Annotated in this window: 17 protein-coding genes; 10 read left to right on the forward strand and 7 right to left on the reverse strand. The window is 65.8% G+C overall.

The genetic code is table 11. The annotated features are described in order from the left end of the window. Nucleotides 1-77 precede the first annotated feature (77 nt). Genes LH407_RS06975 through LH407_RS06995 form a run of 5 tightly spaced genes read left to right on the forward strand, consistent with a single transcriptional unit; the run spans nt 78 to nt 12,455 of the window. Nucleotides 78-4,811, forward strand: coding sequence for a DEAD/DEAH box helicase (locus LH407_RS06975; protein WP_322134710.1), 4,734 nt, complete (start codon nt 78-80; stop codon nt 4,809-4,811). After that, nucleotides 4,808-6,322, forward strand: a complete 1,515-nt coding sequence (locus tag LH407_RS06980) for a nuclease-related domain-containing DEAD/DEAH box helicase (protein ID WP_322134709.1) — start codon at nt 4,808-4,810, stop codon at nt 6,320-6,322. Before LH407_RS06975 ends, LH407_RS06980 begins: the two co-directional genes overlap by 4 nt. Nucleotides 6,323-6,351: 29 nt before the next feature. Next, nucleotides 6,352-9,504 carry a helicase-related protein gene (locus tag LH407_RS06985; RefSeq protein ID WP_322134708.1) on the forward strand — a complete coding sequence of 1,051 codons (3,153 nt, stop codon included), beginning with the start codon at nt 6,352-6,354 and terminating at the stop codon, nt 9,502-9,504. Beyond that, nucleotides 9,443-11,299, forward strand: coding sequence for a DUF1998 domain-containing protein (drmB, locus tag LH407_RS06990; RefSeq protein ID WP_322134707.1), 1,857 nt, complete (start codon nt 9,443-9,445; stop codon nt 11,297-11,299). The genes LH407_RS06985 and drmB overlap by 62 nt, the downstream gene beginning before the upstream one ends. A 55-nt stretch (nt 11,300-11,354) precedes the next feature. Further along, nucleotides 11,355-12,455 (forward strand): DNA cytosine methyltransferase, encoded by a 1,101-nt coding sequence (locus tag LH407_RS06995; RefSeq protein ID WP_322134706.1) that lies wholly within the window; start codon nt 11,355-11,357, stop codon nt 12,453-12,455. A 160-nt stretch (nt 12,456-12,615) separates the two neighbouring features. Here the strand turns inward: LH407_RS06995 and LH407_RS07000 are convergent, their stop codons facing one another. Further along, the gene (locus tag LH407_RS07000; RefSeq protein ID WP_322135039.1) at nt 12,616-13,416 is read right to left on the reverse strand and encodes an SDR family oxidoreductase; all 801 of its coding nucleotides are present in this window, start codon (nt 13,414-13,416) and stop codon (nt 12,616-12,618) included. Then, nucleotides 13,401-14,141: an SDR family oxidoreductase gene (locus LH407_RS07005; RefSeq protein ID WP_322134704.1), complete on the reverse strand. Its 741-nt coding sequence runs from the start codon at nt 14,139-14,141 to the stop codon at nt 13,401-13,403. The genes LH407_RS07000 and LH407_RS07005 overlap by 16 nt, the downstream gene beginning before the upstream one ends. A 171-nt stretch (nt 14,142-14,312) precedes the next feature. On the opposite strand from LH407_RS07005, the gene LH407_RS07010 reads away from it, so the two are divergent. Next, the gene (locus tag LH407_RS07010; protein ID WP_322134703.1) at nt 14,313-14,924 is read left to right on the forward strand and encodes a hypothetical protein; all 612 of its coding nucleotides are present in this window, start codon (nt 14,313-14,315) and stop codon (nt 14,922-14,924) included. A gap of 43 nt (nt 14,925-14,967) precedes the next feature. On the opposite strand, the gene LH407_RS07015 is transcribed toward LH407_RS07010, so the two are convergent. From LH407_RS07015 to LH407_RS07025, 3 genes are all read right to left on the reverse strand, one after another. Next, entirely contained in the window at nt 14,968-15,327 is a 360-nt protein-coding gene (locus LH407_RS07015; RefSeq protein WP_322134702.1) for a sigma-70 family RNA polymerase sigma factor family protein, read from the reverse strand. Beyond that, nucleotides 15,324-16,193 carry an RNA polymerase sigma-70 factor gene (locus LH407_RS07020; RefSeq protein ID WP_322134701.1) on the reverse strand — a complete coding sequence of 290 codons (870 nt, stop codon included), beginning with the start codon at nt 16,191-16,193 and terminating at the stop codon, nt 15,324-15,326. Before LH407_RS07020 ends, LH407_RS07015 begins: the two co-directional genes overlap by 4 nt. Nucleotides 16,194-16,282: 89 nt before the next feature. Continuing rightward, nucleotides 16,283-16,726: a hypothetical protein gene (locus LH407_RS07025; protein WP_322134700.1), complete on the reverse strand. Its 444-nt coding sequence runs from the start codon at nt 16,724-16,726 to the stop codon at nt 16,283-16,285. Nucleotides 16,727-16,912: 186 nt separating this feature from the next. On the opposite strand from LH407_RS07025, the gene LH407_RS07030 reads away from it, so the two are divergent. Next, nucleotides 16,913-18,151: a threonine/serine exporter family protein gene (locus tag LH407_RS07030; protein ID WP_322134699.1), complete on the forward strand. Its 1,239-nt coding sequence runs from the start codon at nt 16,913-16,915 to the stop codon at nt 18,149-18,151. 26 nt (nt 18,152-18,177) lie between these two features. Here LH407_RS07030 and LH407_RS07035 read toward each other — a convergent pair whose 3' ends face one another. Further along, the gene (locus tag LH407_RS07035) at nt 18,178-18,708 is read right to left on the reverse strand and encodes a MarR family winged helix-turn-helix transcriptional regulator (protein ID WP_322134698.1); all 531 of its coding nucleotides are present in this window, start codon (nt 18,706-18,708) and stop codon (nt 18,178-18,180) included. 115 nt (nt 18,709-18,823) lie between these two features. Between LH407_RS07035 and LH407_RS07040 the strand changes: the two genes are divergently transcribed. After that, the gene (locus tag LH407_RS07040) at nt 18,824-19,147 is read left to right on the forward strand and encodes a nuclear transport factor 2 family protein (RefSeq protein ID WP_322134697.1); all 324 of its coding nucleotides are present in this window, start codon (nt 18,824-18,826) and stop codon (nt 19,145-19,147) included. Between the two features lie 102 nt (nt 19,148-19,249). After that, on the forward strand, nt 19,250-20,338 hold the full coding sequence (locus LH407_RS07045; protein WP_322134957.1) for a DNA alkylation repair protein: 1,089 nt from the start codon (nt 19,250-19,252) through the stop codon (nt 20,336-20,338). Between the two features lie 46 nt (nt 20,339-20,384). On the opposite strand, the gene LH407_RS07050 is transcribed toward LH407_RS07045, so the two are convergent. Continuing rightward, a complete protein-coding gene (locus tag LH407_RS07050) occupies nt 20,385-21,287 on the reverse strand; it encodes a macro domain-containing protein (protein WP_322134696.1) in 903 nt (300 codons plus the stop codon). Between the two features lie 176 nt (nt 21,288-21,463). Here LH407_RS07050 and LH407_RS07055 point away from each other — a divergent pair, with 176 nt between their 5' ends. Beyond that, complete coding sequence (locus LH407_RS07055; protein ID WP_322134695.1) at nt 21,464-21,628, forward strand: hypothetical protein; 165 nt, start codon at nt 21,464-21,466, stop codon at nt 21,626-21,628. Nucleotides 21,629-21,646: the final 18 nt, after the last annotated feature.

Here is a 21,646-nt window from a genome sequence, read left to right on the forward strand (position 1 = left end):
CAGCTCATTGGCGGGCTACTTCCGCCTCGGCGAAAGTCGATATTGTTTCTCTTAGTAACTTGACTGGGGAGCGATTCATGGCGGAGTCATCTCAGACCTGGACTCCGGATCCCGGTCTGGTCCGGGAAGTGGAGGAGCAGTTCGAACGGGCAATCGCCTCGTACAAGGCGAATCCCAATCTGGTCGGCGAGCACGCGAATCACGAGGAGTCGATCCGAGTCGGCGGGTACGCGAACCGCACGCTGCTGGAGCTCGTCCAAAATGCCGCGGATGCGATGGCAGGCACCGACCTTGGCGATGTGAATCTCGGACGGGTTGAGATCGTCCTCGATCCGGACTCGCGCACGCTCTACTGCGCCAACTCGGGCAGGCCGTTCTCCAAGAACGGCCTTATCGCGATCACTCATGCGCATCTCAGCGGCAAGCGCGGCGATGAAATCGGAAGGTTCGGCCTCGGCTTCAAGTCGGTGCTCGCGGTTACAGATTCGCCCCAGGTTGTGAGCCGCTCCGTCTCGTTCGAGTTCAACTCGCGGGTCGCCAAGGAGGCGATCATGGGGATCGGATCGGCGGCCCGCCGCCTGCCAGTACTCAGGACCGCGACTCTTCTCGATGCCAGCGCACTCATCGCCGTCGACCCGATTGTTCGGGAACTGTCCGAATGGGCGACCACCATCATCCGGCTGCCGGAGGTGACGGGTCTCAATCGGCTGCGCGCGGAGATGGAGAACTTCTCCTCGGAGTTTCTGCTCTTCGTAGGGGCAGTTCGGGAGGTGCGGTTGCGCGTGCTCGGCGAACAGGGCATAAAGACGAGTCATGTCTCTCGGGACATGGGCGAAGGCCGTTTCAAGATCGAGCGCCCGGATGGCGGAGGGGACGAATGGTTCGTCGGCGAGCGAATGCATTCGCCGTCCCAAGCGGCGCGGCGCGAGGTCGGTGAAGCCGTCTCGCGGGATGAGATCAAGGTCAGCGTCGCCATTCCCGCCCGATATTCGCAGCAGAGGGTCGGCAGGTTCTGGTCCTACTTCCCTCTGCATGACGAGACGTCCGCCTCGGGATTGTTCAACGCACCCTGGAGCGTGAACGACGATCGGACGACGCTGCTTCGGAACGACTACAACCGCGAGATACTGACGACCCTCGCCGAGATCTTCGTCGAGATGCTGCCCCGGGTGAGCACGACCGCAGATCCGGCGGCGCTGCTCGACTACCTGCCGGCGCGAGGGCGCGAGGCGATCTACTTCGGGGACGAGGTGTTGTGCGCACTCGTCCCGCGGCTCGCGGTCAACACCGCACTCATACCGGACGCCCTAGGGCGGCTTCGGATCGCACCGGACTTGCGTCCCCTCGACTTCGAGTGGGAGGCGCCGGAGATCGCCCATGAGGCATGGATCGCTTCCCCGAACACGGCCGATGACGTTCCGCATTGGCGCTGCTACGGCTCGTCGCAGCGATTCGCTCGACTTCGACAGCTCTTCGCCGTGAGCGTCGACCCCGATCGGTTCGACGACGAAGGGCGCGACTTGAAGCGAGCCCTCGAGATGGTCCCCAAGCGCGGGATCCTCTCATGGCTTCGGGAATGGGCGGAGGGCGACGACGTCGAATCGGCAGCGAATGCGCTCAAGTTCGTCATCGGCCATCGCGGCAAGCCCGAAGTCGCGCAGGCGAGGGTCATCCCGACCAACGACGGGTTCCGCGCGCTCAACGACCGGAGCCTGGTGTTCCTGGAGCAGGCCGAAGACCTCGAGATCGAGGGAGCTGTCTTCGTTGCACCGGAGTTCCTCGCCTATCCGGGTATACAGAAGATCCTCCGCGACGCCGGCTTCCGAGATCTCGACCCCGTCGCCATTCTCCACGCCCGCATAGCTAGGCTCACGTCTTCCTCGGATTCCGAGCTTCAGGCAAAGTTCTGGGACGCGGTTCTCGGCGTCAGCCAGAAGGACGCAGTGGAAGCGATCAAGGCGCACCCCGGGGCCGCAGTCCTGGTGCCTACTCGGAACGGCGGATGGGCGTGGCCTCAGCAGGTAGTCGACCTCGACGAGACGCTGCCGGACGCCGACGGAGCGGTGCTTCTGGATCGTCAGCGATGCTTGCCCAACGTGGCTCACGCACTGGGCGTCGTGGATGGTCCGAAGCAGGAGTTCTCATTGGACGACGAGTTCGCCTTCGACCGCTATCAGGACTGGGCTCTAGCGGAGATCAATTCGCGATTGACCCCCGGGGATCGCGCAGTGGAGCGGATCTCGATGTATCCGAGTCGAGGATCCTCGCAAGGACCGTTCTCTGTTCTGCTCCTTCTCAGAGACGCGGGAGCTGCGGAGCAGACGCGCGAAGCGTGGACTCGTGGACTCCTGGAGTTCGGGGATGCGCCGTGGGATTGCGAAGACACCGCGAGCGGTCTGAGCTATCGCGTGAAGTCCCCGGTCAGGTGGGCGGTGGAACAGGCCGGTCTGCTCCGGACCTCTCGCGGGTTCCGTCCTCCGACGGAAATCGTCGCCCCCTCGCTCGTCCAATATCGCGATCTGCTGCCGCTGTTCGAAGGATCGCGGGGCGTCGTCGAGGCTCTAGGGCTCCCGGATGAGCTGGATCGCATTCCCGCAGGCATCCTCAAGGATGCGCTCGATGTCGAGCTATTGCCGTCTGCATTCAGCGATGCCCTCCTCGTCGACTTCGTCATCACGGCGACTCGCCTGGCCTACGCGGGCGGCCAGCCCGCGCGAATTCCAGCTCGCGTGGGCCGGATCATCGAATCGCGTCCTACGAGGACCGTCTACGTCGCAGTATCCGACGAACAGCGGGACTACCTCGCTCAGCATCAGCGGCCATATCTGAAGGCCACGCAGGAGCAGGCCGAAGCGCTCGTACAGATCGTCGGATGCCTCCGATTCGAGGACAGCTTCGCCTTCTCGGTCCGCATAGATGGACAACAGGGGCCGGAGCACCTCCTCGACGTGTTTACCGGGCTGCGGGGCATCGTGGTCGGCGACGAGCTGACGAACGCCACGCTGGTGCGTGCGGCCGCGATTGCCAAGTGGGTCACGACCGAAGACGGCGTAGAGACGCAATCGCTCGAGTGGCATCGGGAGGGACTTGTTCTGACCGTGGGCGACACGTTGGACGAGCGGCGGACTCTTGCCGTGGTCAGCGAGGCGTTCGAGCTGGGACTAACGAACGCCGACATTGAGCGCGTGCTCAAGGTCGGACTCGACCATCATCTGGAGCTCCTTCGTCAGGAGGCTCTGTCAGCAGCGACGGACGCAGAGCGCCTCGACGCCTACTTCGGCGAGGACGATCTGCGAGAGAAGCTGCCGCGAGGCCTTTGGCAGGGTCTCGAGGCCCAAGGACTCTTGTCGCCGAGTACCTCCGTGTCTGAGTTGTGCTTGTCGGTATACGGAAAAGACACGATCAAGGAGCTCGCTGACCTCTTCCGGGTGGCTGGGTTCCCCGACGTTCCCGCCCAGTGGGCCGGTGGAGGCGCAACCGTTTCATGGCTCCGAAGAATGGGGTTCGGTGCCGAGTTCGCAGGACAGCGGACTCAGCATCTGGATGCGGAATTCATCGTTCCTGGTGCCACAGTCCTCAACGATCTGCACGGCTATCAGCGCGAAATCAGTGTCAAGCTCCGCAAGGTGCTACTAGAAAACTCGGACGGACGTCGGTCCAAGGCCATGGTGGTCTTGCCGACAGGTGCGGGCAAGACGCGGGTGGCTACCCAAACCATCCTGGAGCTGTTCATCGATGGATCCATGGTGGGCCCGGTGCTGTGGATAGCGCAATCTCAGGAGCTTTGCGAGCAAGCAGTTCAAACGTTCAGCACGGTGTGGAGGGGCCTCGGCGACGAGCGGCCCGTCACCATCGGGCGGCTTTGGGATACCAATCGGGAGGTCCATCAGCCTGATACTCAGTTCAGCGTCATCGTCGCTACTGACGCGAAGCTAGAAGCGATCCTCGGTCGTCCGAGTCACGCGGAGTACGATTGGCTCCGCGAAGCTTCCGCGGTATTCGTCGATGAAGGACACGTCGCCGGAAACTCCACCAGGTACACGCAGCTGTTCTCCTGGCTTGGCGTCGACGGGCGCTCCTGGGAGCGCCCACTCGTCGGCTTGTCGGCCACACCGTTTAAAGGAACTTCGGTCGAGGCGACCAAGGCGCTCGCGGCTCGATTCGGCAACAATCCGCTGCAGGCATTTAGCACCGATCCGTATAGCGAACTCGTCGAGCTAGGAGTGCTCGCGCGAGTCAAGCACGAGGTCCTGCAAGGGGCCGATCTGACGCTGACCGCTGCGGAAGCGGACGAAGCGAGGCGAAAGCTGATCAACCAAAAGATCCTGGACAAGATCGCGGCCGACAATGCACGCATGGGGATCCTGGTCGAGAGCATCATGAATCTCGACTCCGAGTGGTCGAAGTCGGTACTCGTATTCACTCCGAATGTCCTCTCCGCCCAAGTCCTCGCTGCCACTCTCAGGTTCAGGGAGGTGAAGGCGGCATCGGTAAGCGGTCAGACCGGCAGGCAGGAGCGGCGCGACGTCATCGAGCGGTTCAAGCGCGGGGAGATCCAGGTACTCGCGAACTGCGATCTTCTGACGCAAGGTTTCGACGCTCCGGGGGTCTCCGCGCTCTACATCGCCCGGCCGACCTTCAGTCCGAACGCCTACATCCAGATGGCCGGTCGCGGCCTGCGGGGGCCGAAGAACGGAGGCAAAGATGAATGCCTAATTGTCGACATGGCGGACAACTTCGGCAGTTCCGATATCAACAACCTGCTCGGATTCCGAGAGTATGAAGAGCTCTGGCAGGAGCAGCGGTCGTGATTCTAGTTCCGGATTTCAGGGACATCGAGCGCGCGGCTCAGAGCGACGCCGAGCGCCGTCTCGCCCGGCTTCTTGCAGAGATATCGAGCCCCGACGGCGTGGCCTTCCACTCGGTCAAGCTCCGCTCGCACGCCTACAAGCAGATGGCGGAGGCCGACTTCGTCATCCTCTGGAAAGGCGTGGTGATCGTCGTCGAAGTCAAGGGCGGCGGCATCAAGAAATTCGAGGGAGTCTGGTATTCGGTCGATCGAAATGGGGATTCGCACAGGCTGAGCTCCTCTCCGATGGAGCAGGCGCGTTCCGCGATGTTCGCGCTCAGGGACATTTTCCGCGAGGACGGTGTCGGATGGTTCGCGAGCGAGGCGCTCACGGTCACGCCCGACATCGACGCTCCGCCGTCCTCGCCCGAATGGCGATCTAGCCATTGGCTGGCGCGGGATGTGATGACGGCCGCTGCGCTGTCGTCGGCTCTGGACGTCGTGGCGGACGGAGCGCGGGCTCAACCGAGCAGGGAGCGGATCGCCCGCGCGGATGACCTGCGCTCGCGGCTCTTCGGAGAGTTCTCGCGGATGCCCGTCGTCGATGCGCAACGAGGTGCCGTGATCGACGAGCAAAACCGCGCCACCGATGGCCAGGCGCGCGTCCTCGCCGGCTTGGCCAGGAACCCGAGGATGATCGTCCTCGGCGGTGCGGGAACCGGCAAATCGCTCGTCCTCGCCGAGGCCGCGAAGCAGGAGGCGGCGTCCGGTCATTCAGTCCTGATCACCTTCAGATCACCGGGGTTGCGCGGCTTCTTCGAGCCTCACGTCATCGGCCGCGACGTCGACGTGGTCCCGTTCGAGGAGCTGACGGCGCTACGGCGGTACGACATCTTGTTCGTAGACGAGGCTCAGGACCTGATGTCCCCCGAGGCAATGGATCTTCTCGATCTCGTGGTCGTCGGGGGGCGTGGAGCGGGCCGCTGGCGGATGTTCCTCGACCCGAACAATCAGGCGCAGGTCGACGGTAGATTCGATCCCGAGGTCTTCGAGATAGTTGTCGGCGAGGCCATCTCCTACGATCTCAGCCTCAACGTGCGCAATACGAAGGCGATCGTCCATGTCGTGCAGGAGTATCTGGGCGCCGATGTCGGCGACCCGGGCATCGTGAACGGGGAAAGGATCCAGTGGCACTGGGGCGGTGGCACGTACCCTGTAGACGAAGCGCTCGCGCTGGCAGCGAGATTGAAGACGGAAGGCGTTCGCGCCGACGACATCTGGATCATCCCGGTTGAGGCCGATGTCGACCTGGACGTCGTCCGCGATGGAATGCGGGTATTGAGTCCCCGCGCGGCGAAGGGACTCGAAGCCGAGCACGTGATCGTCTGCAGCCTTCCCGATGAGTTCGACGATCAACGGTTGGCCAACTTCTACGTGGCCCTGACGCGAGCCCGCGTCTCGCTTCACGTCGTCGCGAACGAGACCGACAAGAAGCGACTCCAGTCGCTGGCCAGGAAGCAGGCGTACCGGTGATGTCGTTGACCCCTGCGCAAACCGAAACCTTGAGCCACCTCCGCAGAGCCTATGTCGGTCCGGAGCACGGCGATGACGAGGTCGTCTTCAACAGGCCGTCGCTCCAGTACTCGGTCGGCATGCTCTTCCCCGCCGAGGATCGCATCCCGCCTGCCAGCAGCTCCTCGGCGGAGGCACCCGACCCCGAGGAGTTCCTCGAGGCCGATGTCGAGGAGGGGGATGTCGAGGAAGGCGACGCCTCTGCCCCCCTTGCCGAGGATTGGCGGCCGTCGTCGGCCGCGATCTCATTCGTGACCGGTTCCGATTCTGTCCTCTGCGATTTCGGCGCTGCCGTCTACGCGCCTGTCGAAGACGACGGACCTGCTCGCTGGGGGCGTCGAGCGCACGATTTCGCCGGGCTTGAGCTGACTCGCGCCGCAACGCATCGGCAGCTGGATGTGGGCGGTCTCCCCGTGCAGATCGGATCCCGGTGGCGCGAATACGGCGAGGGGCACTTGGTGACAGTGCACGTCAGGCTTTTTACGCGTTCGACGGGCGATGATCGTCAGGACATCCCGCTCATGCTCTTCCAAGTCGGTCTCGCAGTCCGTCCGGCAGAAGACGGACGGATCCTGGAGTACGACGTGTCGCGTGCGATCGATGTCGACCGGGAGTCCCGCGAGCTGCGCCTCCGCTACAGAGACCGGAAGGTCTTTGCCGTCGGACACGGCATGGCCGCCGGATGGGATGTTGGAGAAGCGGGGAACTGCACGCGCGTTTTCCTCGACCCGGTCCCCGCGTTCGTCGTTCCCGCCATCGCTCAGACGAGCTTGAAGGATCCAGAAGGTCTGGCTGCGCGGGCACTGGATCTCGAGTTCCTCGAGACGGTAGATCAGCAGCCGGACGCGGTCGTCGCGTCGTTGGGGGCGTTCATCGACGAGTTCGCCCACTGGGTCGCGGCCCAGCAAAGCGATGCCGAGGCGCTGGGACATGACGCTCGCGAGATCGCGGCGAGATCGGCCGCAGCCGAGGCGCGGATGCGCGCGGGTGCGGCCCGCCTTATAGACCCGGCTCGAGACGACCTCCGAACAGCGTTCGCGCTCGGAATGGCGGCCATGAGATTGCAGATGAGACAGGCGGCTCTCAGCCGCGGGGAGATCGACCCCAGGCCCGCGTGGCGGCCTTTCCAGCTCGGCTTCATCCTGGTCGCCCTCGCATCCACGATCGACGAGCAGGACGCGGAGCGCGAGCTCGTCGACCTCATATGGTTCCCGACGGGCGGCGGCAAGACTGAGGCGTACCTCGGACTGGCCGCGATCTCGATCTTCCTGCGCAGACTCGTTCACGGAGCAGCCGGGGCGGGCACCGCTGTCATCACGCGGTACACGTTGCGTCTGCTGACGGCGCAGCAGTTCCAGAGGGCGGCGTCACTGGTCTGTGCGATGGAGCTGCTCCGGGAACAGGACTCCCGTGCTCGCGGAATGGCACCCTTCTCTATCGGACTATGGGTCGGGAATGAGGCTACCCCTGGCAGGCGGAGCGAGGCGAAGTATGCACTCGAACGCCTGTACAAGGCTCGGAGCCCGCGAGAGGCCAATCAGTTCCAGATCACGGAGTGCCCGTGGTGTCTCACCGAGCTCGTGCCAGAGGACAAGGACGACACTCGCCGCGGATATGGCGCGAGGCAGGCGGGAAACGACGTCGTCTTCCACTGCGTCAACAGCGCTTGCCGGTTCTCGGCACGAGAGCTTCCGATGGCCGTGGTGGACGAAGTTCTCTACGACGAACCTCCTACGATCCTGCTCGCGACGGTCGACAAGTTCGCGCGGCTCCAGTTCAACGAGCGAGCCGGTGCCCTGCTCGGGATAGGGACACCGTTCCGACAGCCCTCCCTGATCATCCAGGACGAGCTGCACCTTCTCTCGGGCCCGCTCGGGACCACGGTGGCCGTCTTCGATGCGGTGGTCCAACTCCTCCTCGCCCGCTCCGGCTCCCAGCCGAAGATCATCGCCTCGACAGCGACGATCCGGGCGTCGGACGACCAGGTCCGAGGGTTGTACGGCCGATCCGTGGCGCTCTATCCGCCCGCCGGGCTCGACGGCGACAGCACCTTCTTCGCGCAACCCGTTGAGAACGGAGAAGGCCGGCTCTACGTAGGCCTGATGCCGCAGAGCGTGTCGCAGGCCACGGCTCTCGTCGGCGCTACGGCTCCCCTGGTAGAGCTGCCCGGAGCGCTGCGCGGCGTCGAACGCATAGACGGTCGCCTCGACCCCTATTGGACGCTCGTGATGTACCACAACAGCCTCCGCGAGCTCGGTCGCAGCAGTGCACTGCTGCTGGATGACATCAACGGACGTCTGGAGACGCGGGCAGAGCGGCTCTCTCACGAATTGCGTCGAGTGCGTGCTGCGTCCGTGCTGGAGCTGACGAGTCGTCGCGGTCCGGAGGAGCTCCCCAACGACCTGCGCCAGCTCCGGATCAGTGCGGACGAGTCCGCCTCCGCGGTGGACGTCGTGCTGTCATCGAACATGCTCTCGGTCGGCATCGACGTCCAACGGCTCGCTCTGATGCTCATGGTGGGTCAGCCCAAGACGACTGCGGAATACATCCAGGCCACGAGCCGGGTGGGACGCGGCTCGGTCGACGGCATAGTCGTCACACTCTTCCGGTCCAATCGTGCGCGGGACAGATCCCACTTCGAGACCTTCAGGAGCTACCACGAGGCTCTGTACCGCAGCGTCGAGCCCACGAGCGTCACGCCCTGGTCGCTGTCGTCGAGGGACCGTTCCCTCGCGGGCGCCCTGGTCGCCCTGGTCCGCCAGTCCTTCCCGCGCCTGGCATCAGACGCATCGGCGGGCGACTTCGACCTCGACGACGCAGGATTCCGTACCGCACTCGATCCGCTGGTGGATCGGCTCGTCTCGCTCGTAGCGCGCGCGGACGACCGCGAGGCGGAGGGCGTCTCCGACCAGATCTGGGAGCTCTTGAGGGAGTGGGATCGTCGTGCCGGGAAGTCACGGGCGGAAGGGCAGCAGCTTCGATACGAGCGGCGTCCCCCGTCGGCCACCGCCCTGCTGATGAGATTCGGCCAGACTGGCGAGGGCTGGCTTGTCGGAGACTCCATGCGATCCGTCGAGCCGAATGTCGCGGTCGAGGTCCAGGAGCCCTTGCAGGAGGTGCAGCGTGCAGAAGATCAGGCATGACCTCCGTCTATCGGAGACCATCTCGCCCTTCGGGGTCGGCGCGATCGTCGACATCCGCGGCGAGTCGCTGATCGCGCCCGATACCTCATGGTGGGATCGGCGGATCGCGCCCGAGATCACCTGCGAACGACTCGTCGCCAGTATCGGCGGGGGAGTACTGCGACAGCCGCCCACTCATGCGGATCGCCCCGGTTCCGATACAGCCAGCCTCTTGTACTGGCGATTCCCCGCGTGGCGGTTCTGCGAGCGCTGCGGGAAGTTGTCGCAGCTAACGCGGTCCGACAAGGGCCGTTGGAGGAACTCCTGCGACTGCGGCGGCTCTCTCGTCCCGATGCGGTACGTGGCCGTGTGCGAGACGGGAAGCCACGCGCAGGACGTCCCTTGGTTCAAGTGGGCGCATCGGGGAAGTGACGCGGGTGTGACCGAAGAGGTCAGGCACTGCCGGGCGTACAAGAAGCTCCGTTTCGAGCGCTCCACCCGGCATGGGGAGGGTCTCGCTTCGTTGCGCGTCAGCTGCGGCGGATGCAAGAGATCGCGCTCGTTGGCAGAGCTCGTCGGAAAAGACGCTCTGCTCCGCGACGGGATCCGCTGCGACGGTAGACAGCCGTGGGAACGCGAGGGCGCTGCCGCGGTCGTCTGCGAATCGCATCTGGTGGCGGTCCAGCGCGGAGCCACCGGCAACTACATCGCGGAACGCGTCTCCGCCCTCGACATCCCTGAGGGGACGCCGAGGTCTCTGGAGACCGCGGACAAGATCCGAGCCCACGACCTGTACGAACGGCTCGTGGCCGATAACGGCGGACCCAGGTCGGAGCAAATCGCCGGATGGATCGCGGAGGAACTGGGGGCGACTCCCGAAGCCGTACTCGCGGTCGCTCTGTCCGCCAGCGAGGATGTGGACTCGCCCCTTCTAGATCTCAAGGACGGCGAGTGGGCCGCGTTCGTGAACAAGATCGAGGCTGGACATGACCGTGTGGGCGGCGACTTCGTCGTGGACGGCTGGGCGGGCGACGGTCTTGCGGAGGAACCCGCTGAACTGCGGCGAGTGCTCGCCGGCATCGGGCAGGTCCGGCGTGTGCGCGAGGTCCGGGCGCTGAAGGGATTCCGCCGTCACAGCCCGCAAGCCGACTTCGTCCCGGCCGACCTCGACCGGGATCCGCGGCACCGCTCGGTCTATCCGGCTATCGAGATGTTCGGCGAAGGGATCTTCCTACGATTCGACGAGCGGACTCTCTCCGAGTGGGAGAGCGATCCGGCGGTACGGGCACGGGCGAACATCCTTATCGAACGCCGCGCCCAGTCGCCCTGGGCGCACCGGCTCGATGCTCCGGAGCCGCGATTCATTGCTCTCCATACCATCGCGCATCTGCTCATCCGGCGGCTGGCCTTCGCGAGCGGCTATTCCTCCGCCTCGCTCCAGGAGCGCATCTACGCGAACTCCGACCGTGCCGACAAGACGGCTGGCATCCTCGTCTACACCGCCGCCGGGGACGCGCAGGGCACGTTGGGAGGGCTGGTGCGACTGGGCGAGCCCCGTCATCTGTTCCCGCTCCTCATTGCGGCTCTCGACGACGCCGATGTGTGCTCCAACGATCCCGTATGCATCGAGAGCGACAGGCAGGGATCGTCGCAGCTCAACCTTTCCGCCTGCCACGGGTGCGGGCTGATCAGCGAGACGTCCTGCGAGACCGGCAATCGCCTCCTAGACCGCCAGCTTGTCCTCGGCGGCAGCGAGGTTCCAGGTCTTCTGGAGTCGTTGCTTCGCGCGGTCCGGGAGGATGCGGGTGAGCGTTGATGCGGTGCTGGCGCGCCAGCCGCATTCGGAAGGGCCTGGAAAATAGAATGAAGGCGTGACGAATCGCAAGATCGCCGTCCTCGACCTGTTCTCCGGTGCAGGCGGACTAACGGCTGGCCTGCACCAGGCGTCGGATCGCTTCCAGGTCGTCCGGGCCGTCGAATGGGACCTGGCGGCCGCGGCATCGTACGAGGCGACTTACGGCGCAGGAATCGTCTACGCGGGCGACATAAAGGGCTGGCTCGAGAAGGAATACGTACCGGGCTCGGACCTGATCATTGGCGGGCCTCCGTGCCAAGGATTCTCCAGTCTCGGTAAGCGGGACGTGGAAGACGAACGCAATTTCCTCTGGATGGAGTACGCACACACTATCCAGAAGGCGATGCCCAAGTACTTCGTGCTCGAAAACGTGGCCGAATTCAAGAAGTCTCCGCAATACTCGATCTTTAAGGATGCGACCTCGAAAGGGGGCATGCTGCAGGAGTACGGCTTCGAGTCGGCGATCCTCAATGCCGCGGACTTCGGCGCCCCGCAGGCGCGGCGCCGCACCGTGATAATTGGATACCACCGCGATCTCGGATTCCCCGGTTTTCCGAGACCTACACATTCGTCGAATTCCGAGGGCACCGGCCTGCGGCCCCATGCAACGGTCGCCGACGCGCTTCGAGGGGTGCCGCGCAGGCCTGATCGCGATCATCTCTTCGAGGCGAAGCGGACGCGCTTCGGGGCGAGGGAGTTCGCTGGCTCCTTCCGCCCGCGCGAACTTCATTGGAGCCGCAACTACACTGAGCTCTCACTCAAGCGCTTCGCAGTCATCCCCGCAGGTGGTAATCGCCGCAATCTCGAACCCTTCCCCGAGCTGATGCCTCCGTGCTGGACCAAGCACAAGACGGGCTCGGGCGACGTCATGGGGCGCCTTCACTGGAATCGTCCATCGGTGACGATCCGTACGGAGTTCTTCAAGCCGGAGAAAGGCCGGTACCTCCACCCAGAGGAGCATCGCGCGATCACGCACTACGAGGCGGCGCTCCTGCAAGGCTTTCCATCGAACCATCGATTCGTGGGCTCAAGAACAGATATCGCGCGGCAGATTGGCAACGCTGTGCCTATACCCCTCGGCGCAGCCATCGGGCGGCTGCTCTCGAGCGTGCTTTGAGGACTGCCGTAGCCAAGCCGCTCGCGGCAGGCCGGTACTAGCTCCCACCCCCCCTCGCGGATCTCGGCAGCAACGACTCGCCGAAACTCCCCAAGGACGTGTATGTCCTTGGGGAGTTTCGTGATCCTAGGGCGCAACGCGCCACTTCCCCGTGACCTCCTCAAGCAGGTACTACCGCACCAACCCTCCCAGTCGTCCTGGTCCGCGCCTGCGCCCACTCTCCGAACCGCGTCGCCGCCACCTCCGCCCCATCCCCCGGCAGCAACTCGTCCTCCTCCAACCGCGCACCGAAGTAGCGCGCCAGCGGGTCCGCGACCACTTGGCGCGGGTCGTTCCGGATGCCCAGCTCCTGCCGCACGAGTTCCTCCAGCCGGAAGCGTTCCGGGCCCGCGATCTCGATGGTCGCGTTGCGGGGTGGTTCCACGGCGACGCGAGCGATGAACGCTGCCACATCGTCGGCGGCGATGGGTTGGATGAGGGCGCGGGAGAGGCGCACGTTGTGACCGACGGTCGCGGCATCCGCGATGCTCTTCACGAACTCGAAGAACTGGGTCGAGTGCACGATCGTGTACTGCCGGCCGGAGTCGCGAATCAGCTGCTCCTGCGCGGCCTTCGCCGCGAAGTAGCCGCCCTCGGAGGCGGCGAGACGGTCGGTTCCGACGACGGAGAGCGCCACGTGGTGGGTCACACCCGCCGCCCTGCCGTAGGTAAGCAGATTGAGGGTGGAGGCGTAGAAGAAATCGGTGGCCGCCCGCTCGTCGAAGTATCCGGAGTTGGTGACGTCGATGAGCACCTCCGCCCCGGCGAGCGCCTGCTCCAGGCCCTCCGCCGTGTACGTGTTCACCCCCGTCGCACGGGACGCCTCCACCACCTCGTGACCCTGCGACCGCAGCCGCGCCGCCACGCGCGACCCGATCAGCCCCGTGCCACCGGCAACCACGACCCTCATCGCGCCGACCACTCCGCGAATGTCAGCGGCGACAGCTGCGCGCCGTCACCGGTGACGAGCGAACGCTCCTCCAGCTTGGTGCCGAAGTAGGTGGCATCCGAGTCGGCGACGACCTGGCGCGGGTCACCCTGGGTGGCGAGACCGGCGCGGATGAAATCATCCATCGGCAGCGCGTCGGGCCCACCCACCTCGATCACCCCGTTCAGCGGAGCTCCCGCCGCGGTGCGCGCCACGGCCGCTGCCACCTCGGAAGACGCCACCGGCTGAATCAGCTCGTGCGGCAACCGCACCACACCGTCGACGGTCACCGAGTCGGCGATGCCCTTCACGAACTCGAAAAACTGGGTCGCCTTGACGATCGAAAACGGCACACCCGACTCGCGGATGAGCTTCTCCTGCGCAACCTTGGCGCGCAGGTAGCCGCTGTCGGGCAGGCGCTCGGCGCCCACGATCGACAGGGCCACATGATGCCCCACCCCCGCGGCCTTCTCGGCCGCCAGCAAGTGGGTGGTGGAGGTGGTGAAGAAGTCCATCACGTCGTCGTCGGCGAACGACGGGGAGTTGGTGACATCCACCACCACGTCCGCGCCGGCGAGCGCAACGTCGAGCCCCTCCCCCGTGTACGCGTTCACGCCCGAACTCGGCGACGCCGCCACCGCCTCATGCCCGTGCTCCCCCAGGAGGGAGACGACGCGCGACCCGATCAGACCCGTTCCACCTATGACGACAACCTTCATGGCACTGCCCTTCGTTTGCGGCACCGCCAGGTGCGGCGCTCACAAGCTCAAACAATGCGCGGGGGTGGTTTGTGACAAGGTCATAGTGCTGTCAGGAGGCTCTGGACCCCGGCCTAGAGATCACGGGTCCCGACCCGCGAGAATCATGGCGACGACTTTTTGGGAACGGCGATGAAGACGCTTTCGTATCACGATGACCACGATGAGCCTCTGACTGCCCTCCGCGCGTGCGTCATCTATCACACCTGGCGGTGGCGCAACTCTTGGCACGGTGCGGAAAGCCTCAATTTCCGCAGCTCAGACCATTTCGCGGCCAAGGCCACCGAGCAAGCTCTGGCCTCGACATTGCGCGGCGCGAAGAGGCACGCCGAAGCGTGGCGCGCACCAGGTTCAGTGTTCCATATTCGCGAGCTCCCATCCCTCTTTGCCGATGCTGGATCGATCCAGATGGTGTTCGCCCAGGTCGATGTGGTCAACCCATTCGCCGATTGGGAACCAAGCGTCGCTCTCCTCGGCCGGCCCCTCAGATTGCTGGGTCTCTCACTGTGGCAGCACACGGATGGCGAGCTGGACGAGGCGCACCTGCTCCGGGCCACGCTGGATCCTGACGAGGTTCCGGAGCCATTGATCGCAGGTCGTGTCTTTCGCGACTGGTCTTCGTCGCCCGCTGGTGCAAAGCGCAACCAGCTCGGATGGTCTGGGCGACCAGCGCAAACCGATGGACGCGGCGTCCTGTCAGTGCAAGAGGCATTTGCGCATGCGGGGTCGCAAGAGTTGGAGTAGCGCTGCTCTATGGCCCGAACTGAGAAGGGCGAACGTTTATTGGCTACCCGTTCCAGCGCTGCAGCTTCTGGGGGCTGCGCGTCACCCACACCCGCCGCACGAGACTCTCGCGCACCTCGACGCTCACCACGGCGACCACACGCACGCCGCGTCGCACCACCACCGCGGGCGCGGCGTTCACCCACTGTTCGGTGACGGATGCCCCGCCACACAGCTCGAGGAGTGCAGCGGTCACGGCATCCGTTCCGTGCAGGGGCCGCGTCGGGGCGGGAATGTCTCCGCCGCTGTCGACGAGCGCTGCAACGTCGGGCGCGAGGAGTGAGGTGAGGGAGGCGGCATCCGTCAGCTCGCACGCCAGGCGCAGCCGGTGCACGATCGCCTCCCGTGACGGGTCGGCGTTCATGCGGTGACGACGGCGCCGAGCTTGTCGGGGTTCATGAGCCACATCAGGCGCGTGATGCCGTCACCGGATGCCGTGGCCGTCAGCACCGCGGACTCGACACCGCCCCACGACAACACCACCGACTCCTCCCCGTTCACGGTCGCCCACCGCATGCTCACGCCGTTCCAGAAGTGCGACGAGAACGCGGTGATGAACTTCGCCACCTTCGTGCGACCGACGATTGGGATGCGCGCCGCGAGCTTGGCGCGGCCACCGCCGTCGGATGCGCTGACGACGTCCTCGGCGAAGAGCTGCTCGAGTTGCTGCAGGTCGCCGCGTTGGGCCGCTAGCAAGAAGGCCTCCAGAAGTCGCCTCCTCTGGCCACTCTCCACAGGCGCACGTCGTTCGGCCGCGAGGTGTTTGCGCGCGCGACTCACGAGTTGCCGCACCGCCGGCTGGTTCAGTTGCACGATCTCGGCGATCGTCTCATAGGGGTAGGCGAACGCCTCACGCAGTACGTACGCCGCCCGCTCGACCGGCGAGAGCCGCTCGAGCAGGAGCAGCACCGCGATCTCCAGCGCCTCCGCGCGTTCGGCACCCAGTGCGGGGTCGGCACTCGTATCCACCGGCTCGGGCAACCACGGGCCGATGTACGTCTCGCGGCGCACACGCGCGGTCGTCGCCGCGTTGATGGATGCACGTGTCGTCGCCGTCGCGAGGTACGCCTGCGGGTTGCCGACAGTGCCCGGGTCGATGCGCTGCCAGGTGAGCCAGACATCCTGCAAGATGTCGTCCGCCTCCGTCGCGCTGCCCAGCATCCGATACGCGATGCCGAACAGGCGCGGGCGCACCGCCATGAACTGATCGTGAGCCAGTGAATTCGTCACAGAGTCCTCCCTGAGCTACGACAACGTAGGCCCCCGGGTTGTGACAGATTCTGGCAGGTTCGCCACGGTTCACGCCAAGTCGGGCGCGCTCACACCTTCTGCCACAGGAGCCGCGCGCTACTCACGAGGTACAACGCCGTTAACGCCAGCAGCACGAGCGCAGAGACCCATCCCGCGACGTACATAGGATCCGCGACCGCAGCAGCCGCCGTGAAGATCAGGTTGCCTCCAAAGTATGCGGCGAGCCAGAATCCGGCGCGGTGTCCAGCGGTCATCCGCCACCAGGGTCGGGGAGGTTCAACCCGCTCGTCCGCGCCCCGGAATATACGCGTGCCGTAGTACACCCAGAGGAACCTCAGCAGCGCGAAGTGAATAACGAACGCCTGGTCTACCACCGGGATCGCGTCGACGCCTAGGAACTCGAACGCGAGCCTCGCGGCGATGAAGGCGAGCCACCCGACGCCGATGTAAGCGACCTTCCACCCGAGGGTGGTTATGCGGAGGGTCAACCCGGATCCCAGCACGTCGAGCACGGGGGAAGTTGACACACGCTCATCGTAACTGCAGCGACTGCGTGAATGAATTCGCGCGCCAATGGATGATGGGTCAGAGCGATGTCCTGAAAATGCAGTTGCGACTAGTTGTCGCGCGAGGACCGCACACAACTGCACTCTCGCGCCGCGACCGCACCCACCCGCACCCCAAAGTAGAGTGACGCCATGGCCGAACCCGCACCCGACGAACAGGTTGAGGCGATCGGGCGGCTCGGGGTGGCGCTCCTCGATGCGGGGTACGCGGTCACGGATGTCAGCCGCATCGCCCGCGCGGTGGCCGGCAGTAATGAGGCTGACTTCACCGTCGGCGCGCTGCCGAGCGGCGTGTTCGTGGACGACGGGGACCGCGCGCGTGTGCTCGCCTCCACCGGCACCTCGTTCACGTTCGAGCAGGTGGGGATAGTCGGCAAACTCGCGGCCGAAGCCGAGCGCGGGATGCCGTGGCACGAGCTGCAGTCCGGCATCGACCGCGTCTACGCGATGCGCCCCCGCTATCCGCTGTGGCTGTCGCTCATCGGAAGCGGTTTTGTCTCGGGCGGCATCGCGGTGGTGCTCGGCGCCCCGTGGTGGGCGGTCGCACTCGACGCCGTGCTCGGCATTCTCGTGGGCGGCGTGCTCACCTACGCCGGTCGCTACCCGCGCATCGCCGCCGTGCTCCCCTTCTTCTTGGCGCTCGCGATCTCGCTGCTCGTCGGCCTCACCGCCGTCGTCTTCGGCATCGCGGAGATCCCGTTCTTCGCCATCGCAGCGCCCCTCGTCATCCTCATTCCCGGTGCCGCGGTCACGAATGCGCTCATTGAGGTGAGCGCAGGCGACGTGGTGTCCGGAGGTGGGCGACTGGTTGCGGGGCTCACGGTGTGGGGTTTGCTCGCCGCGGGGTCGGTCGCGGGTGTCGGGATACTCGGGGGCCGACTCCAGGAGACCGCGGTGGTGATCGGAGGCGGGAGCGGGGAGGCCGCGGCATCCGTCGACGCGATCTTCGGATGGCCGGCCGTCGCCCTCATCGGCGTCGGGGTCGGCTTGTTCCTGGCCGCGACGGTTCCCGTCACCCTCGTCATCACCGCGACGCTGCTGCTCGCCTACGCGGGGTCGGTGCTGCTCACGCCCGTGCTCGGCGCGGGTTTCGCGGCGGGGCTCACCGCGGCGATCCTGCTCGCGGGGTTGCGACTCGTCGAGCGCGGGTGGCCGAGCCTGCCGGCGATCGTCACGTTCCGACCCGTGTTCTGGCTGCTCGTGCCCGGGTCGCTCGGGCTCATCGCGGTGAGCGGGCTCGCGACCCACGCCGACGGCACCGAGGACCTCCTCAGCACCACCGTCGCCACCGTGCTCGGCCTCGTTATCGGTGTGCAGGTCGGCGCCGTCGTCTCCGAAGCGTTCAAGTCGGGGCCCGGCCACAACGGGTAGGCGCGAGGGGTAGCGTCGCGGGCGGCTCAGCCCTTCGGCGGCAGCAGCCCGCGCTCGAGCATGCGCGCGGCGGAGGCGATGGCATCCCCCACAAATCGCTCGGTCAGAGCGGTGTACTCGCGGATGTCGGCATCCGACCAGTCCTCGAGCACCTCCGCGATCATGCGATCACCGAGCGCATAAACACCGCGCGCCGCTTCTTCGCCAGCGCTGGTCAGGCTGATGAGCGTCGCGCGGCGGTCACTCGGATCAGGTGCGCGCACAACCAGCCCGTCGGCCTCGAGGCGTCCGACGATCTTGCTCACGTGGGATGCACCGGTCGCCAGCACCTCGGAGAGTGCGGTTGGCCGCATCGGCCCCCACGCAAGGAGGTGCCTCAGCGTCGCATGAGACTGCTGGTCGATGGACTCGCCGCTCTTGGCGAGGATGTCGCCCTGGATGGCTGGCGAATCCCAGAGCAGGATGAGCGCGCTCAGGTTGGCGAGCAGGTCGGAGCGGTACGGGAAGTCGCTGGCTTGCAGTCGCCGGAGCGGCTCGCTAGTGCGGGGATCGTCCATGGGGGAAGTCTATCGAATTACTGTCGTGCAGGACAGCATCTGTGTTATTGTCCTGGAAGACAGTAAACGGCTGTCACTGAAAGCCGCGGATCGCGGCCGAAGAAGGAGAAGAGTCATGAGTTCCATCACCCTCCCGAAGCCCATCGAGGACTTCGTCAACGCCACGAACGCCCACGACCTCGACGGGGTGGTCGCCACCTTCGCCGATCAGGCGAGCGTCGGCGACGACGGCCACACCCACACCAGCCCGGACGCCATCCGCGCGTGGGTCGATCACGACATCATCACGCCGAAGGTTGTGCTGACCCCGCAGTCCTACGAGAACGGACGACTGGTCGCCGGTTCCGAGGCCGATCTCCCGGGCGGCCCCTGGGTGTTCGCGTTCGACTTCGTGACGACGGATGACCGCATCAGCGATCTGAAGATCTCGCTGGCGTGACGACCCGATCGACCGGAGCAGTTGGTACCGCTGCTCCGACCGCGGGCGGGCGTCTGGCACATGGACGTCGTAGGTGAACGAGAGGATAGCCCCGTGGGAACGATGGACGAGCTGATCAACCCGGGCGTTGTCGCGCGGCTCCGGGATTCCCTGGTGTCGGTGGCACCGCAGCTCGAGCTGCCCTCTCTCGAGGATGTCGCGCGCAACCTCGAGGCGAAGCGCCTGCGAGACCGTGTCGACCTGGTTCGTGATGCGCTTCTTCGAGACATCCCTGGAGGGTTCCCGACCGCGGAAAGGGTCGTCACCGACGTGCTCGCCGAGCCGCGCTTCGCGGGGTGGATGATCTGGCCGGTGACGGAGTTCGTGTCGACGCGAGCACGGGAGAGCGGCTCGGAGGCCGACTTCGATGCCGGAATGGACCTGTTGGCCCAGCTCACGATCGGCCTCAGCAGCGAGTTCGCCATTCGCGATCTGCTCATCGAGCGCCCGCAACGTGCGCTCGACATCATGCGGACGTGGACCGCTCACGACAACGAACACGTGCGCAGACTTGCCACCGAAGGCTCGCGGTCGTATCTGCCCTGGGCTCGGCGCGTGCCGTGGCTGATCGAGCATCCGGATGCCACGCGATCGATCATCGATGCGACGTACCGCGACCCCGAGGAGTACGTGCGCCGCTCGACGGCCAACCACCTCAACGACCTCAGCCGGAGCAATCCCGCACTGGTGACCGAGATCGCGCGCACGTGGCGCGACAACTCGGACGCGAACACTCCGTGGGTGCTGCGGCACGGCCTTCGCACCCTCGTGAAGAAGGCCGATCTCGACGCACTGGCGCTGCTCGGCTACACCGGCGACGGCCTGCACGTCGCCCGTCCCACCCTCTCGAGCGTGTCGGTTCCCGCGGGCGGCACCATCGAGTTCTCGAGTGTGGTGACCAACAACGGCGAGACCGATGCCACGGTGGCGATCGACTACTCGATCGGCTTCGTGCGGGCGAACGGGATGCTCAGCCACAAGACCTTCAAGCTTGCGTCACGCCAGCTCGCGCCCGGCGAGGCTGCGGTCGTGGGCAAGCGGCACTCGTTCCGGCCGATCACAACCCGTACCTATTACCCGGGCCGCCACGTCGTGACCGTGCAGGCCAACGGCATCCTCTCCCCCGCCGCCGAGTTCGACCTCGAGGGCTAGCGAGTCGAGAGCGCAGGTGCGACTACTTGTGCGCGCGAACCGGCGCTCACTCCGGCGGGTGCGGCACGCGGACCCCGCTGCCCCAGCCGATCTCCCAGCCCTCGGACGCATCGAAGTAGTCCGCGAACGCGATCGGCAGGGCGTACTCCTCCTCCACACGCTCGAGGAGCCCGCGGTACCACTCTGTGTAGCGCGGGTTCGGTTCGGGCGTGAGCCCCGGGGCTAGCGTGAGGAGGTGGTCGGCAAGGGCATCCGGGGTGGTCGCGGCCGTGACATCCATCCCCGCGACATCGGCGCCGTTGCCGGTCGTGTAACCGAGCAGCTCGGTGTCGCCCGCCACGAGCATTCCGCGCCAGTACATCCCTGACGGACTCATACCCGGGTGAATGCGCACAGTCTCGTACCCGCGCTCGTGCAGCACACGCACTGCCTGCAGGATCCGCAGGGGCGTGGCCTTCCACAGCGCCGACTCGATGTCGCGCGCGATGTCGTCGTGCGGTGTGACGAACACGATGTCACGCACCCGGGTGCCGGATGCCGCGACGCCATCGAACGCCGCCTGGATCGCGTCTGCGCGCGGCCACCCGTAGACGCCCGCGCTGATCAGGGGGAACGGGACCGCCTCCGCGCCGAGCTCATCGGCGACCCGCAACACGTTCGCGTACGCGGCAACGAGCTGATCGCGTGTGCCCGTGCCGTAGATGGGTCCGACCGCGTGGATCACGTTGCGTGCCGGAAGGTTGTGCCCGGTCGTCCACCCTGCGCCACCCACGGGCAACCCGTTCGGGAAGCGCTCGATGTTTTCGCGCAGCAGCCCCGGGCCGGCCGCGCGGTGGATTGCACCGTCCACTCCCCCGCCGCCACGCATCGCCGGGCTCGCGGCGTTGACGATCGCATCCACCCGCTGCTCGGTGATATCACCCTGCTCCACGCGGATGTTCGCACCCATACGTCGAGCGTACGCGGCGACTATGCGCCCCTGGAGATCACAGGGCGCTTCGAGAGTGCACTTGTGCGCGGCATCCGTCGCCTCGACTAGTCGCAACTGCGCTCTCGGCGCCGTGTCAACCCCTGGTCGCGCGGGCCGCGGTAGAGGAAGGTGAGACAGGATCGAGGAGGATCGCAATGAGCACCACCATCATGAACGCAGGGCCGGAATACTGGCTCGTGGCCGAACGGCCCGACCCCGACGTCGAAGCGGAGAAAGCCAAAGAGAAGGACGACGACTCCGAAGGGTGGGCGCCGCCCATCGTCGGGGACGGGGATGACCCTCGCCTCACCGAGAAGTGACCCTGGTGTGACGGCGGC

The organism is Antiquaquibacter oligotrophicus, from assembly GCF_020535405.1.
Lineage (GTDB): Bacteria > Actinomycetota > Actinomycetes > Actinomycetales > Microbacteriaceae > Rhodoglobus > Rhodoglobus oligotrophicus.

Coding starts and splice junctions, on each gene's coding strand:
- LH407_RS06975 (WP_322134710.1), top strand. CDS start 78: ATGGCGGAGTCATCTCAGACCTGGACTCCGGATCCCGGTCTGGTCCGG.
- drmB (WP_322134707.1), top strand. CDS start 9,443: ATGTCGCGGTCGAGGTCCAGGAGCCCTTGCAGGAGGTGCAGCGTGCAG.
- LH407_RS07005 (WP_322134704.1), bottom strand. CDS start 14,141: ATGAAGGTTGTCGTCATAGGTGGAACGGGTCTGATCGGGTCGCGCGTC.
- LH407_RS07010 (WP_322134703.1), top strand. CDS start 14,313: ATGAAGACGCTTTCGTATCACGATGACCACGATGAGCCTCTGACTGCC.
- LH407_RS07015 (WP_322134702.1), bottom strand. CDS start 15,327: ATGAACGCCGACCCGTCACGGGAGGCGATCGTGCACCGGCTGCGCCTG.
- LH407_RS07030 (WP_322134699.1), top strand. CDS start 16,913: ATGGCCGAACCCGCACCCGACGAACAGGTTGAGGCGATCGGGCGGCTC.
- LH407_RS07035 (WP_322134698.1), bottom strand. CDS start 18,708: ATGGACGATCCCCGCACTAGCGAGCCGCTCCGGCGACTGCAAGCCAGC.
- LH407_RS07040 (WP_322134697.1), top strand. CDS start 18,824: ATGAGTTCCATCACCCTCCCGAAGCCCATCGAGGACTTCGTCAACGCC.
- LH407_RS07045 (WP_322134957.1), top strand. CDS start 19,250: ATGGACGAGCTGATCAACCCGGGCGTTGTCGCGCGGCTCCGGGATTCC.
- LH407_RS07050 (WP_322134696.1), bottom strand. CDS start 21,287: ATGGGTGCGAACATCCGCGTGGAGCAGGGTGATATCACCGAGCAGCGG.
- LH407_RS07055 (WP_322134695.1), top strand. CDS start 21,464: ATGAGCACCACCATCATGAACGCAGGGCCGGAATACTGGCTCGTGGCC.